General features: G+C 67.7%; 12 protein-coding genes. 2 read left to right on the top strand and 10 right to left on the bottom strand.

What is annotated here, in order from left to right:
- Positions 1-4: 4 nt before the first annotated feature.
- From IQ292_RS14875 to IQ292_RS14845, 7 genes are all read right to left on the bottom strand, one after another.
- A complete protein-coding gene (locus tag IQ292_RS14875; protein ID WP_203311105.1) occupies positions 5-184 on the bottom strand; it encodes a hypothetical protein in 180 nt (59 codons plus the stop codon).
- On the bottom strand, positions 181-1,692 hold the full coding sequence (locus tag IQ292_RS14870; protein WP_203311104.1) for a PAS domain S-box protein: 1,512 nt from the start codon (positions 1,690-1,692) through the stop codon (positions 181-183). Before IQ292_RS14870 ends, IQ292_RS14875 begins: the two co-directional genes overlap by 4 nt.
- Positions 1,693-1,700: 8 nt before the next feature.
- Positions 1,701-2,153 carry a CsbD family protein gene (locus IQ292_RS14865; RefSeq protein WP_203311103.1) on the bottom strand — a complete coding sequence of 151 codons (453 nt, stop codon included), beginning with the start codon at positions 2,151-2,153 and terminating at the stop codon, positions 1,701-1,703.
- A gap of 266 nt (positions 2,154-2,419) precedes the next feature.
- Positions 2,420-2,584, bottom strand: a complete 165-nt coding sequence (locus IQ292_RS14860) for a hypothetical protein (protein ID WP_203311102.1) — start codon at positions 2,582-2,584, stop codon at positions 2,420-2,422.
- 131 nt (positions 2,585-2,715) lie between these two features.
- Entirely contained in the window at positions 2,716-4,023 is a 1,308-nt protein-coding gene (gene xylA, locus IQ292_RS14855; RefSeq protein ID WP_203311101.1) for a xylose isomerase, read from the bottom strand.
- A 2-nt stretch (positions 4,024-4,025) separates the two neighbouring features.
- Positions 4,026-5,468: a xylulokinase gene (gene xylB, locus IQ292_RS14850; protein WP_203311100.1), complete on the bottom strand. Its 1,443-nt coding sequence runs from the start codon at positions 5,466-5,468 to the stop codon at positions 4,026-4,028.
- An 8-nt stretch (positions 5,469-5,476) separates the two neighbouring features.
- A complete protein-coding gene (locus tag IQ292_RS14845) occupies positions 5,477-6,574 on the bottom strand; it encodes a glycoside hydrolase family 43 protein (RefSeq protein WP_203311099.1) in 1,098 nt (365 codons plus the stop codon).
- A 190-nt stretch (positions 6,575-6,764) separates the two neighbouring features.
- Here IQ292_RS14845 and IQ292_RS14840 point away from each other — a divergent pair, with 190 nt between their 5' ends.
- Positions 6,765-7,844, top strand: a complete 1,080-nt coding sequence (locus IQ292_RS14840; protein WP_203311098.1) for a LacI family DNA-binding transcriptional regulator — start codon at positions 6,765-6,767, stop codon at positions 7,842-7,844.
- Between the two features lie 297 nt (positions 7,845-8,141).
- Positions 8,142-9,566 (top strand): sugar porter family MFS transporter, encoded by a 1,425-nt coding sequence (locus tag IQ292_RS14835; protein WP_238941135.1) that lies wholly within the window; start codon positions 8,142-8,144, stop codon positions 9,564-9,566.
- Between the two features lie 113 nt (positions 9,567-9,679).
- On the opposite strand, the gene IQ292_RS14830 is transcribed toward IQ292_RS14835, so the two are convergent.
- The 3 genes from IQ292_RS14830 to IQ292_RS14820 form a co-directional block, all read right to left on the bottom strand.
- Positions 9,680-10,258: a cell wall hydrolase gene (locus IQ292_RS14830; RefSeq protein WP_238941134.1), complete on the bottom strand. Its 579-nt coding sequence runs from the start codon at positions 10,256-10,258 to the stop codon at positions 9,680-9,682.
- Between the two features lie 96 nt (positions 10,259-10,354).
- On the bottom strand, positions 10,355-11,206 hold the full coding sequence (locus IQ292_RS14825; RefSeq protein WP_203311097.1) for an NAD(P)-dependent oxidoreductase: 852 nt from the start codon (positions 11,204-11,206) through the stop codon (positions 10,355-10,357).
- Positions 11,207-11,238: 32 nt separating this feature from the next.
- Complete coding sequence (locus IQ292_RS14820; RefSeq protein ID WP_238941133.1) at positions 11,239-12,306, bottom strand: DUF2332 domain-containing protein; 1,068 nt, start codon at positions 12,304-12,306, stop codon at positions 11,239-11,241.
- Positions 12,307-12,325 lie beyond the last annotated feature (19 nt).

The raw sequence follows: 12,325 nt of genomic DNA, 5'->3' as shown, positions 1-12,325 counted from the left end.
CCTGCTATTGGGAATTTTCGGAAGGGTCGGACGCGGGCGGATCCTCAGCCTCCGCCTGTTCGGTGCGCCCCTTGCGGATTTCGGCGTCGTCGCCGATCAGCTTGCCGATCGCCTCTCGTGCCGCGCCCTTGCCGGCGCGGACGTGGTCGGGGCCGGCGAGGGGGGGTGTCTTCTTTCCGGTCATCGTGCCTCTCCCGGACGGGTGATGACGATCGAATCGCCGTCAAAGCCGCGCGCGCGCGCCCAGGCGGCCGCCGCCGTTCGACGGTTGACCCCGATCTTCGCGTAGATGCGGGCGACGTGGTTGCGCACGGTGTTGCCCGACACGTCGAGCGTCCGCGCGATGCTCTTGTCGTCAAGACCACGGCAGATGAGCGCGAGCACCTCGCGCTCGCGGCCGGTCAGATCGTCCAGGCTCGCGCCTTGCGCCTCGTCCTGCGGGGCGCGAAGGCGCGCCAGCTTGTCCATGATCGAACGGCTGAACCAGCTCGTGTCCTTCATCACGGCATCGATCGCCTCGACCAGTTCGGTCTCCGTCGCCTTGCGCTGGGTGATGTCCTGAAACGCCCAGAGCAGGCACGTGTCGCCGCCGAGCATGAACGCTTCGGTGGACACGAGGCAGTCGATCAGGCCGCCATCCTTGTTGCGGATGCGCGCCTCGTGGCCGCGCAACTCCCGCTCGCCTGCAATGCCGTCCTCGATCGCCTGCGCGGTGGCGTCGTCGATCCACAAGCCGACGTCGTGCAGCGATCGCCCAATGATCTCCGCCGATGCATAGCCCGTCATCTGGCTGAAACTGCCGTTGATCTCGCAGAGCAGGTGACCGTCGCGCGCGCCGATCGCCATCGCCACCGGCGCCATCTGAAACGTGCGGGTAAACCGTTCCTCGCTGTGGCGCAGCGCGGCCTCGGCTTTGCGCCGGGGCTCGAGATCGGCGAAGGTGAACAGCATGCACGGCTGATCCGACAGATCGATCGGCTGACCGGCCACGATGACGAGCTTGGTGGTGCCATCGGGAAGGGCGAGTTCCGCCTCCATCTGCGGGATCGTGCGTCCCTCGGCCAGGCGCTCCTTGGCAAGGTCGCGCTTCTCCGCAGCGCGCAGGACGTCCACCTCGTAGACGGTCTTTGCCAGGACCTGGTCCCGGTTGTGGCCGGTCATCTCGAGGAAGCCCTGGTTGACCTTGACGAAGCGGAGATCGGACAGGCGGCAGATCACGGCTGGCGCAGGATTGGCGTTGAACGACTGTTCGAAGCGATCCTCGGCCTCGTACCGTGCCGTGACGTCCTGGATGACGAGCACGACGCAGCTCGGCGCATCCTCGTCCGCGTCGTTGAGGACCAGGCTGCGGACCTGGTGCACCCAGCGCGGCGCATCCTCGCCCGCGACGGTGACCTCTACGACGACCTCGGAAAAGGAATCGCCCGCGACGACCCGCTCGATCGGATAATCGTCGGCCTCGAGGCGGTGGTTGTTGCGGTAGCGCAACTGGAACCGCTCGCGATATTCGTCGACGTCCGCGCCGAGCTGCGCCAGGCGCTCGACGCCATGCATGCGCAGCGCGGCATCATTCGCCCAGAGCAGGCTCTGGTCGGGGTCGACGAGGATCACCCCCTCGTCGAGCCCCGCGATGATCTGACGCAGGTGCCTCAGGTCGACAGTCTCGCGAAGGGATTTGAGCGACGCGGCCATGCGCAGCCTTACGCGGTGCGGCCGTGGATCAGCCAGCCGAGGGCGTAGCCGCCGATCGCGGCGCCGACGGCCCACAGCAGCGCGTTGGCGGACATCGCGGCGTTCGCGTCCTTGCCGCCGCGGCGCGCGGCATCGCTCGCCTGGCCCGCAACGCGCTGTACGGTCTCGCCCGCGCGACCCGCCGCCTCGCGGGCCTGTTCCACCGTCCGGTGCGCGGTCTCACCGATCGCGTCGGCGGCATCCGCGAGCTTTTCCCTAGCATGGTCCGCGATGGCCGGAGCGGCGTCGACCGCGTCCTCGCCGATCGAGCGCGCACGACCATACAGATTCTCGGCGCCGCCCGCGACCTGATCGACCACGCCAGCGACCTGCCAGTCGCGGCTGCCAACCGCGTCGCCGACCGCCTTCTCGACCTTGCCGCCGACATAGCGGGCACCGCCGTGCAGTTCGTTCTTGTTCATGGCGAAATCCTTCATCGTTGAGGAAAGGGACAGTGCGATGCGGCGACCATCGGCGCAGCTGGCACCAATCGGCGCTACGTCCGGTCGGGCAGGCGCGACGGCGCACGCTCGCGCCGCGAACTGCGGGCGGTCGCCAGGCGCCGGGCCTTGCGGATGACGAAACGGAGCATCGACGTCCTTCACACCGCCGGGCGCGAATTACGACCGGTCCGGTCGCATAAACCTATGTGAAGAGAGGTCGGTCCTGGTATTTTTGCGTGGAAGGACTAGTCGTCATCTACCACGAGGCTCGCGGCGCGCTCGTCATAGGCCGCGGCGAAGCGTTCATGCAGGGAGCGGGCGACGGGATCGGCGCATTGAAGGGCACGGACCGCATGCGCGTCGCGCCGCATGATGAGATAGTCGCGTTCCATTTCGGCAACATCGTCCATGGCAGTCCTCCGTCATGAACAATAGGTGCCGCAGGCCCCGCGGGATATGGCGCAAAAGCACTCCGCGCCTGGTAGTTCGGCTGGTAGTTGCCGCCGCGTCGGACACCGGACCGACGCGGCGGGCGCGATGATCAGAGGAAGCGGTTGATGATATTCTCGATCCGCTCTTGCCGGCCGGACCTCGGCCGGGGATCGATGTCGCGTGCGACGGCCAGGTCCGCGATGCCGGCGAGGTCCAGCGTCGCGATCTCCTGGCCGAAGGCGGCGTCCCAGCCTGCGTATCGCTCCGTCTTGATCGCGTCGAGGCGGCCGTCCTCGATCAGGGCGGCGGCGTTCAGCAGACCCTTGGCGACCACGTCGATCCCGCCGATGTGACCGTGGAACAGGTCGACGGCGTCGATCGACTGACGACGTACCTTCGCGTCGAAGTTGAAGCCGCCGGTGGTGAAGCCGCCGGCGCGCAGGATCTCGAGGACCGCGAGCGTCATTTCCTCGACCGAATTGGGAAACTGGTCGGTGTCCCAGCCATTCTGCGGGTCGCCGCGGTTGGCGTCGATCGAACCGAAGATGCCGAGCGCCCCGGCGGTCGCGATCTCATGCTCGAACGTGTGCCCCGACAGGGTCGCATGGTTGGCCTCGATATTGACGCGGACCTCGTTTTCGAGCCCGTAGCGCTTTAGGAAGCCGTAAACCGTTGCGGTGTCGAAGTCATATTGGTGCTTCGTCGGCTCGTGCGGCTTGGGCTCGATCAGGATCGTGCCGGCGAAACCGATCTTGTGCTTGTGCTCGACGACGAGGCTGAGGAACCGGCCGAGATTGTCGAGTTCACGCTTCAGATCGGTGTTGTGCAGGGTCTCATAGCCTTCGCGGCCGCCCCAAAGCACGTAGTTGCTGCCACCCAGCCGGTGCGTGGCTTCCAGCGCATCGCGGACCTGCATCGCACCGAAGGCGAAGACTTCGGGGTCGGGATTGGTCGCGCCGCCGGCGGCGAAGCGCGGATGGCTGAACAGATTGGCTGTTCCCCACAGCAGCTTGCGGCCTGACGCGGCCTGAAGCTGTTCGAGATGATCGACCGCCTGCGCGAAATGCGCGCGATGTTCGGCGACCGTTCGCGCGTCCGCCATGACGTCGACGTCGTGGAAGCAGTAATAGGGAATGTCGAGCTTGGTGAAGAAGTCGAAGGCGACCCGGCGCTTCTCCGCCGCGGCATCGGCGTCGTTGGCGCCGCGGTGCCACGGGCGATCGAACGTGCCGCCGCCGAACACGTCGCTGCCGGGCCAGCAGAAGGTGTGCCAGAAGCATGCCGCGAAGCGCAGATGCTCCTCCATCGTCTTGCCCAGAACGACCCGCGACTTGTCGTAGAAACGGTAGGCGAGTTCGTTGTCGCTGTCCGGCCCTTCGTAGCGGATCTGCGGAATGTCGGCGAAGAAGTCGGCCATGCTCAAAGGGTCCTTATGCGGGAATAGGCGTCGCGATAGGCGGCGTATTTCGGGGCGAGGCGCGCGGCGATCGTCGGATCGGGCTCGATGACATGCGCGACCGGGGGCGGGCGGCAGATGTCGGCCGGGTCGCCCCCATCGACCGCGAGCCGGGCGAGGCGCGCCGCGCCGAGCGCCGGTCCGACTTCGCCGCCGTGGAGGTACACGAGGGGAACGCCCATGGCGGCCGCGAGCGTTTGACCCCAGTAGCGGGAGCGGGCGCCGCCGCCGATCACCGCCAGGCGGTCGATCGTCGTGCCGGCCTCGCGCAGCACGGCGAGACCGTCCGCAAACGCGAAACCGACGCCCTCCAGCACGGCCTGGGCGAGGCGTGCCGGGTCGGTATCGTGGTCCAGCCGCAGGAAGCCGCCGCGCACTTGCGGATCGTTGTGCGGTGTCCGCTCGCCCGACAGGTACGGTAGGAACAGCTCGGGCCCGCTTGCGGGGCCGGCTTGCTCCGCGCGCGCGAACAGGTCGGCGGCTCCTGCCGCGCCCGTGATGCGCGCCACCCAGTCGATACAGGCCGCGGCTGACAGATGGACGGCCATCTGGTGCCACATGTCGGGAAGGCAATGGCAGAAGGCGTGCACCGCGCCGGCGACGTTAGGTCTGAAGTCGCGCGTCGCGACGAAAATTACGCCCGATGTGCCGAGCGAGAGCAAGGCGTCTCCGTCACCCACGACGCCGACCCCGGCGGCACCCGCCGCATTGTCGCCGCCGCCGCCCGCCACCGGGACCTGCGCCATGCCCCAGAATGCGGCGATATCGGCGCGCAGCATGCCCGCGGTCTCGCTTCCCTCGACAAGCCGCGGCATATGCGCCGTCGAGAGACCCGTGGCTGCGAGAAGCGTCTCGCTCCAGGTCCGTGCCGCGACATCCATCCACAACGTGCCGGCGGCATCCGACATGTCGGATGCCTTCTCGCCGGTCATCACCAGCCGCACATAGTCCTTCGGCAGCAGCACGGTTTCGGTCCGTGCGAACACGTCCGGCTCGTGCGCGCGGACCCAGGCAAGTTTGGGCGCGGTAAAGCCTGGCATCACCAGATTGCCGCCGATCGCATGGAACGCCGGTGTTTCTGCCTCAAGCGCGGCGCATTCGGCGAAGGAGCGCCCGTCGTTCCACAGGATCGCCGGTCGGAGCGGCCGGTCATCGCCACCCAGCAGCGTCGCCCCATGCATCTGGCCAGCCAGCCCGATAGCGCGCACGTCGCGGCGGATGACGGGGTCGATCGCCTGCACCGCCGCCGTCGTCGCCGTCCACCACGCGTCCGGGTCCTGTTCGGACCATGATGGATGCGGGCGCTGAACCGTCAGCGGCGCATTGCCCTGTCCGACGACGCTGCCGCTGTCATCGAGTGCGACCGCCTTCACCCCGGATGTACCGATGTCGATGCCCAGATACATCGTCCGGTTCAGTCCTTGAACGGATTGACGGTGCGGATCGTGCCGTCGGGATTGAAGGTGAGTTCCGTCACCTTCGCCGAGCGAAGGTGGTTTCTGTTGCTCAGCTGCGTGTCATGATAGAACAGCCACCACTTGCCCTGGAACTCGACGATCGAATGGTGGGAGGTCCAACCCTGCACCGGCAGCAGCACATGTCCTGCATAACGAAAGGGCCCATAGGGCGACGTGCCGATCGCATAGTTGATGAAATGCGTGTCGCCCGTCGAATAGGTGAAATAATATCTGCCGTCGCGCTTGAACGCCCATGATGCCTCGAAGAAGCGGCGGTCGTGATCGCCGCCCAGCATGGGCTTGCCGTGCTCGTCGAGGATGACGACGTCGCGGGGCGGCTCGGCGAACTGCTTCATGTCCGGCGCCATGCGCGCGATCTTCGGCATCAGCGCAGGCTTGGCGTCCTGCTTGAGATCGGTATCGCCGGCCTTGGGGGCGTAACGACCCGTCGCCCATCGCTGCAACTGGCCGCCCCAAATGCCGCCGAAGTACATGTAGCTCTGTCCATCGGTGTCGGTGAAGACCGCCGGATCCATCGAGAAGCTGCCGCGGATCGGCTGCGGATCGGCCTTGAACGGACCGGTCGGCGACTTTGATGTCGCGACGCCGATGCGGAAGACGCCGGCTTTGTCGCGGGCGGGGAAATAGAGATAGTAGGTGCCGTTCCGATAGGCGGCGTCGGGTGCCCAGGTCTGCTGCGACGCCCATGGTATGTCCTTCACATCCAGCGCCACCGGATGCACGGTCACCGGACCACCGATGCGATCCATGCTCAGCACGCGATAATCGTGCATCGCATATTCGCTGCCCAAGTCGTCGTCGGGAATACCCGCGTCGACGTCGTGGCTCGGATAGACGTAGATTCGGCCATTGAAGACATGGGCCGACGGGTCGGCAAAGAAGAGGTCGCGCACGAGCGGCTGCGCCAGATAGCGCTTGCCCTCGGGGCTACGCGGGTCCGGGGAGGATACAGGCGCACTGTTTTGTGCCAGCGCAAGGGTACTGGATGCGGCGAGCGCGAATGCGGCAAGCGCACGGTATAGGCGTTGGTGCATGAACGCGAAATCCCTCCCTGACGAGCGGTCTTCTTTCGAGACCTGTACGACCGATTCCGATCGAGATAGCGCTACCATATTGAGCGACTGGAGTGGGTGCAAGCGGTTTCATTCACATCCTCGCTCTTGTGGGCCACCGCAGATCGGTTCATGTCATGCCGCATTCAGCTTGGACGGCACCGAAACGATCATGGATTCCAGCACCGCCGCCCCGCCGCGCCCGTCGCGGCGATCCGGCTCCGCGCCGACCATCAGCGACGTCGCCAAGCTGGCGGGCGTCTCGCCGATGACGGTGTCGCGCGTCATCAACAGCGAGAACAACGTTCGCCCCGCCACCCGCGAAGTCGTCAATGCCGCGATCGCGACTTTGGGCTATTCGCCCAATCGCGCGGCGCGCAGCCTGGCCGGGGCAGGGCAGCTTCGCATCGGTCTGCTCTACAGCAATCCGAGCGCCGGCTTCCTCAGCGAGTTCCTGCTCGGCAGTCTCGATCAGGCGAGCCGCAGCGACGTGCAGATCGTGGTCGAGAAATGTGAGCTCGGCGATCACGAACTCGAGCGGGCGCAGCATCTCATCGCGAGCGGTATCGACGGTATCATCCTGCCGCCGCCCCTTTGCGAGGCACCAGCGCTGCTCGCGCTGCTCGACGAGGCGAACGTGTGTGCCGTGTCCGTCGCCACCGCGATGCGTGATGAGGACCGGCTGGCAATCCGGATCGACGATCACGCCGCCGCAGCGACGATGACGCGCCACATCATGCAGCTCGGCCACCGACGCATCGGCTTCATCAAGGGGGACCCGAATCTTGCGGCGTCCGCGGAACGGCTCGAAGGGTTTCGCGCCGCACTGGCGGATGCGGGAATCGCGGAGGATCCGTCGCTGATCGTCCAAGGTCTGTATACCTATCGATCGGGCCTGGACGCGGCCGAGCAGCTGCTCGATCGGGTGGAACCGCCCACGGCGATCTTTTCGTCCAACGACGACATGGCGGCGGCCACCGTCGCCGTGGCGCATCGTCGCGGGCTCGACGTCCCCGGCGATCTGACCGTCTGTGGGTTCGACGATACGACGCTGTCGACCGCCATCTGGCCCGAGCTGACGACAATCCACCAGCCGATCGCCGACATGTCGCGGTCCGCGCTCGAATTGCTCGTCACGACGCTGCGTCGTCAGCGCGGTGGCGATGGCGTGGAGGTTCCGCGCCTGCTGGACTTCACGCTCATCCGGCGCCAGTCCGATGCGCCGCCCCGTCGTCGTCCCCGCGAGCGCTAGGCTCGGGTCCACTCGCGGGGAAGCGGCGCCGGCGCGATCCGGCCTCGCTGGAACGCACATCCGCGCACATCGTCGACGCTTGACGGACGCGCTCGACGTGATAGCGATAACACCTCAAGGGCGGCAGCGCGATACGCCCTGCCACCGCAAGGGGGGAGTGCCGGGCGTGCCGTGCCAGTCGATTCGCCAGGACGATTTACTCGCTGCCACGCCGCGCCGCCGGGGCCGGCGGTCGACCGACTTTACGTAGAACAAGCCACATAAACGCGCCGGCATTCGACCGGCATAGGAGAGACGATGACGGATACGATGCGGGGGGCGGGGGGCACCGCCGTCAATCACGGCTTCATTGCCGCGATCGTCGCGGTGGCGACGATCGGCGGCTTCATGTTCGGCTATGATTCGGGTGTCATCAACGGCACGCAGAAGGGGCTCGAGGCCGCATTCGCGCTGGGCAAGCTCGGCATCGGCGTCAACGTCGGCGCGATCCTGGTCGGATCCGCGATCGGCGCATTCGGGGCGGGACGGCTGGCCGATGCGATCGGCCGGCGCAACGTGATGATGCTGGCCGCGCTGCTGTTTCTGATCAGCGCGATTCTCGCGGGCGCGGCGCACGCGTCCGGCGTCTTCATCCTGGCGCGGATCATCGGCGGCCTTGGGGTCGGTGCGGCAAGCGTGATCTCGCCCGTCTATATCTCGGAGGTCACGCCCGCCTCGATCCGTGGCCGCCTGTCCAGCGTCCAGCAGGTGATGATCATCACCGGCCTGACGGGGGCCTTCGTCGCCAATTTCGCGCTCGCGCGCTATGCGGGCGGGTCGACGGCGTCGTTCTGGCTTGGCTTTCCGGCGTGGCGCTGGATGTTCTGGCTACAGGCGATCCCGGCCGCAATCTACCTGGTCGCACTAGTCTCGATCCCGGAAAGTCCCCGCTTCCTCGTCGCGAAGGGTCGCGACGCGGAAGCCCATGCCGTGCTGACGCGCCTGTTCGGCAGCGCGGAGGCGGATCGCAAGGTCGTGGAAATCCGCAATTCCCTGGCCGCCGATCATCACAAGCCCAAGCTGTCCGATCTGATCGACAAGACGACGGGCAAGATCCGGCCGATCCTGTGGGCGGGTATCGGCCTTGCCGTCTTCCAGCAGTTCGTCGGCATCAACGTCGTCTTCTATTACGGCGCGGTATTGTGGGAGGCGGTCGGCTTCACCGAAGATTACGCGCTGCAGATCAACATCCTGTCCGGCATATTGTCGATCGCGGCCTGCCTCTTCACCATCGCGACGGTCGACCGGATCGGCCGCAAGCCGCTGCTTCTCGTCGGATCCGCGGGGATGGCAGTGACGCTGGCCGTGGTCGCTTGGGCATTCTCGACGGCGGTCACCGACGCGTCCGGTGCCGTCAGCCTTCCGGGTCATAACGGCCTCGTCGCGCTGATCGCGGCGAACCTGTACGTGATCTTCTTCAACGCGAGCTGGGGCCCGGTCATGTGGGTGATGCTCGGCGAGATGTTCCCCAACCAGATCCGCGGGTCCGGACTGGCGGTGTCGGGCTTCGCGCAGTGGATCGCCAATGCCGCGATCTCCGTCAGCTTCCCTGCGTTGGCGGTGAAGCCGGGGCTGGCCGTCACCTACACGGGCTATGCGGCCTTTGCGGCGATCTCATTCTTCTTCGTCAGGGCGATGGTCAACGAGACGCGGGGCCGCGAGCTGGAGGATATGGCGGGCTGACCACCGGCCGACCAGCGGCAGAGACGGAGGGGCGGCGCGCGGCGTCGCCCCTTTCTGCGTGGGTGGACGGGTGAGAGACGGCGTCGCGGGTTATCAGCCTCGCTGGGTCGAAATTAGGTGCGGACGTAGAAGAGATGGGTTCCGACGCGGCCGACCTTGACCATGGAATCGCGCCAATAGGGCACCATCCAGTCGGTGTGGTAATGGGTCGCGCGGCCGACCGCGGCATAGACGTGGCCCGAGAGGGCGCGCCGCGCCGCCAGCCGCGCGCCCGCCCAGCCGAGGTGGATGGGCCTGCGGGAGACCGACCCGTCGCAGGCGAACGAGAACTGACAGCCCGTCGCGCGCGTCGATCCGGCATAGACGACGCCGCAGATCGTCTTGGGGAAACCAGACGCACGCACGCGGTTGAGGACGACCTGGATCACCGCGCGCTGCCCGCTGACATCGTCCCCAGCCTCGTACAGTGCGGCGGTGGCGAGACAGTCGACCGCCTGCGCCCGCTCGGCGGTGCCGCCGCGAAAGCGATAGGGCAGCGCGGCGAGCCGCCGACCCGCATCGATGGGTATCGCGGCATTCGATGCGCGGGCCTCCGCCATCGTCAGCGGCCGCGTCGCCGGCGGTCGTGGTGCCGGCCATGGCCCGACGAGGCCGATGCCGACCGCGACGAACCCGGCGACGAGGACAAGCAACAGCCAGCGATCGGCCGCGCTGCTTCTCCGGGGTGATCGTCGTCGTCGCTGCGCCACGACCGTCGCTGTTACGGCGTGATTGCCAAGCCGTGAAGTCTATAGGCCGGCGCCGCGCCGCACCGCGAGGGCGGCCCCGGCCCAGTCGACATCCTCCCCCTCGACGGCGATCGTCGCGCGCAGATGGTCGCGGACGATGCCGAGCAGGGGCATGGGCGCGCGGTAGCGCGTCGCCGCGGCGTCGGCGAGGGTCATGTCCTTCAGCCCGAGCGGCGCGGCGAAGCCCGCGGGGCGGAAGCGATCTTCCACCAATATCGTGCCATAGGTCTGGTAGACGGGCGCGCCGAACAGCGTGCCGGTCAGCACCTCGAGCAGCATGTGACGGTCGACGCCGCCCTTTTCGGCGAGCGTCATCGCTTCCGCCATCGCCTCGACCGCCGCCATGATCATGAAGTTGCCGCTGAGCTTGACCAGGTTCGCGGTGGCGGGCGCGGCGCCGATGCGAAAGGTGCGTTGTCCGATCGTGTCGAACAGCGGCACGCACCGTTCGACGAGGCCGGGATCGCCCGCCGCGAGGACGAACAGCTTGCCGGCCTGCGCCGCTGGCGGGCGACCGAACACGGGCGCGGCGACATAGGCGCCCGACGCGGCGAGGCGCTCGGCGAGATCGACGCTGATCGTACTGTGGCCGACATGGAGCGCCGGCGCGCCCGCTATGCCCCCGTCGCCGAACACGACCGCCTCCACGGCCGCGTCGTCCGCGAGCATGCTCATCACGACGTCGCCCTGCGCGGCATCGACCGGGCGTTCGGCGCGGGTGGCGCCCGCCGCGACCAGGTCGTCCGCCTTGCCCGGGGACCGGTTCCAGACGGTGACGTCATGGCCTGCCTCGACCAGATTCTTGGCCATGGCATGGCCCATTTGGCCCAGCCCCAGAAAACCGATCCTCATGCGCCTTCCTCCATGCGAAGGCGCGGAACGCGTCATCCGGCGTTGGTTTCCCCGCCACCGTGCCAGTCGATCCACGCACCATAGGCGTGACAGGTCGCCAGATGCCGCGGCCGTCCGTCCGGCCAGCAGGTCAGCGTCAGGTGGACCGCGTCCCGTGCCTGTGTCCATTCGAAGCCGATGCGGGCGAGAGGACGATCCACGGTCGCGCGACGCCCGTGACCCGCGATCAGATCGTCGACCTGCGCGCGCGCCGGCTCGTCCAGATATTGCAGGGCCATGGAGTGGAAGACGACGCGGCAGACGCCGGCCGCTTGCGGCTCGGCGAGGCGCAATGGCAGCCAGTCCGTGATGTCGCCGCGGTCGACCCGGGGTGGATCGGTCCGGGCCATGTCGAGCGCGTGGCCGAGGCGTGCGGCCCGGTCCGCCTGATCCGCCCAGACGTGCGCCATCAGCCGCTCGCGGGCGTTCGCGTCGCGCGGATCGAGCGGATGCCGGTCGACACCCCGCGCCCCGGCGATCGCGACGGGACACGCGGGCGGGGTGCCGCCGTGCCATGCGGGTGCGATCCGGACAGCGGATAGGGGATCGCCCGCCGTCACGCCGCCCAGGTCATAGGAATATCGCGCGAGGTTCAGATTGAGCCCGGCACTGCTGCCGAGTTCGAGCAGCTCGCACGGCATGTCGTGCGCGTCGCGCAACGCCATGATCGCCGCCATTATCGCGGCGGCGCGACCGACCTCGTTGGTCTGCGGCGTTTCGCGCATCCACCCCGCGATGAACGCGTCGGCGGCAGCCAGCGCTTCGCCGATGACGCGATCGGCATCGCCCCAGCGTGCGGCGTAGAACGCCGACAGCGCGGGCATCGTGCCGCGCAGGGCCAGCGCATGCAACGCCGCGTTCAGCCGCATCGCCAGCGCGTCCGAAGCGGTGTCGCGCGGCCAATCGGCGATAAGCGCGGCCGTGCGCGGCGCGCGGTGAATCTGTCGCGCGCAGGTTTCGAGCACGGTGGCGACGAAGGGCGATCCCATCGCCGCCACCGCCGCGGCCTGCCGTGTCAGCGGGATCGCAGCGGCGGCACCGTCGGTCGCAGGATCATCCATCGTCATCGTCACGTGCGCG

Origin of the sequence: Sphingomonas beigongshangi, from assembly GCF_016820445.1 — a bacterium.
Taxonomy (GTDB): domain Bacteria; phylum Pseudomonadota; class Alphaproteobacteria; order Sphingomonadales; family Sphingomonadaceae; genus Sphingomonas; species Sphingomonas beigongshangi.
Note: the sequence above shows the minus strand (reverse complement) of the source record. Positions and strands in the feature narration are given on the sequence as shown.

Bases quoted from the DNA above. Each gene is read 5' to 3' on its own strand.
- IQ292_RS14865 (WP_203311103.1), bottom strand. From the start codon at position 2,153: ATGAACAAGAACGAACTGCACGGCGGTGCCCGCTATGTCGGCGGCAAG.
- IQ292_RS14820 (WP_238941133.1), bottom strand. From the start codon at position 12,306: ATGGATGATCCTGCGACCGACGGTGCCGCCGCTGCGATCCCGCTGACA.
- IQ292_RS14860 (WP_203311102.1), bottom strand. From the start codon at position 2,584: ATGGACGATGTTGCCGAAATGGAACGCGACTATCTCATCATGCGGCGC.
- IQ292_RS14835 (WP_238941135.1), top strand. From the start codon at position 8,142: ATGACGGATACGATGCGGGGGGCGGGGGGCACCGCCGTCAATCACGGC.
- IQ292_RS14845 (WP_203311099.1), bottom strand. From the start codon at position 6,574: ATGCACCAACGCCTATACCGTGCGCTTGCCGCATTCGCGCTCGCCGCA.
- IQ292_RS14875 (WP_203311105.1), bottom strand. From the start codon at position 184: ATGACCGGAAAGAAGACACCCCCCCTCGCCGGCCCCGACCACGTCCGC.
- xylA (WP_203311101.1), bottom strand. From the start codon at position 4,023: ATGGCCGACTTCTTCGCCGACATTCCGCAGATCCGCTACGAAGGGCCG.
- IQ292_RS14840 (WP_203311098.1), top strand. From the start codon at position 6,765: ATGGATTCCAGCACCGCCGCCCCGCCGCGCCCGTCGCGGCGATCCGGC.
- xylB (WP_203311100.1), bottom strand. From the start codon at position 5,468: ATGTATCTGGGCATCGACATCGGTACATCCGGGGTGAAGGCGGTCGCA.
- IQ292_RS14870 (WP_203311104.1), bottom strand. From the start codon at position 1,692: ATGGCCGCGTCGCTCAAATCCCTTCGCGAGACTGTCGACCTGAGGCAC.
- IQ292_RS14825 (WP_203311097.1), bottom strand. From the start codon at position 11,206: ATGAGGATCGGTTTTCTGGGGCTGGGCCAAATGGGCCATGCCATGGCC.